The sequence below is a fragment of the bacterium genome, assembly GCA_040755795.1.
Lineage (GTDB): Bacteria > UBA9089 > CG2-30-40-21 > CG2-30-40-21 > SBAY01 > JBFLXS01.
The window spans coordinates 1-1,056 of the sequence record JBFLXS010000757.1 but is presented as its reverse complement, the minus strand read 5'-3'; the positions used below and the strand labels follow the sequence as shown (position 1 = coordinate 1,056).

The window sequence follows — 1,056 nt, the reverse complement described above, 5'->3', positions numbered from 1 at the left end:
TCACCACATTCTTTACACTTTATCCATAATCCCTCAGGAACTTCGGCTTTTTTCCGTATAACCGGAATAGTGGTATATTTAGGTTTTCTAAACCAGGCCATTTTATGTCTCCTTTATTTTGAGGTTGAGGAAAAGTGATTAGTTACTGCTGAACCTTTGACTTCTTCCACTTAAGCTTAATCTCAATCTCAACCTTTCTCTATTCTGCCTCTTCCTCTAACATCACTGGAATTCCATCTCGTATTGGGTATTTGCGTCCACAGGCATTACAGATTAACTTCTGATTTACCTCATCATAAATAATATCACCTTTACATACTGGGCAGGCTAAAATATCTAATAATTCTTTATCCATCATTTTACCTCCAACAGTTTGGTAACTGGTGAATGATAATTAGTTACCATTTAACCAATTACTTACTTTTAAGTAATCGTTCAGGGATATAGCCACAGAGTCACAGAGAACACAGAGGGAATATATAACCACGAATGAACACAAATACAAAAGGATTTGTAGTGCGAGCCGTTAGCTTCGCTTCTGGCAAGCCAAAAGGCGAGCTTAAAGGTTCGCACTACATTTATGGGATGTCAGAGGTTAATTCGTATCCATTTGTGGTTAATTTCTCTAATTCTCTGTGAACTCTGTGCCTCTGTGGCTGAACGGTTACTGCGATCCTAACTCGTAAAGTTCGTGTTTTGGAAATGTATAACTGAGCTCACATATCTCCAGATGCAATCCACACAACTTTTGGTATACCTCTGAATCCTCATAACTCCTTATCTTTCTCTTTTCCCTTCACCTTAATCCTTGAACCTTTTTATCCGAAAACCTTCAAATTAAATGGATCAATAATTTTAATTTTTTGAAACAAACCAGTCTTTTGTAATATATTATCATCTGTTGTCAAAAAATAATTACATTGTGTATAAATTGGGTGGTGTCCGAAATTAGCTAACTTCCTCTAACCGGATAGGTAAGCCATTCCTCTATACTCCAAACGTGGTCGGTTAGACCAGCAGCCATTGCCGGAGTTCGTTGTTGCCAACCACCATCAA

At 37.7% G+C, this 1,056-nt stretch carries 2 protein-coding genes; one reads left to right on the top strand and one right to left on the bottom strand.

What is annotated here, in order from left to right; all coding sequences use genetic code 11:
* Positions 1–199: 199 nt before the first annotated feature.
* Complete coding sequence (locus AB1414_21460; GenBank protein MEW6609979.1) at positions 200–355, bottom strand: Trm112 family protein; 156 nt, start codon at positions 353–355, stop codon at positions 200–202.
* Positions 356–489: 134 nt separating this feature from the next.
* On the opposite strand from AB1414_21460, the gene AB1414_21455 reads away from it, so the two are divergent.
* Positions 490–639 carry a hypothetical protein gene (locus AB1414_21455; GenBank protein MEW6609978.1) on the top strand — a complete coding sequence of 50 codons (150 nt, stop codon included), beginning with the start codon at positions 490–492 and terminating at the stop codon, positions 637–639.
* Positions 640–1,056 lie beyond the last annotated feature (417 nt).

Excerpts from the sequence above, each read along its gene's own strand:
- AB1414_21460 (MEW6609979.1), bottom strand. The coding sequence starts at position 355 with ATGGATAAAGAATTATTAGATATTTTAGCCTGCCCAGTATGTAAAGGT.
- AB1414_21455 (MEW6609978.1), top strand. The coding sequence starts at position 490 with ATGAACACAAATACAAAAGGATTTGTAGTGCGAGCCGTTAGCTTCGCT.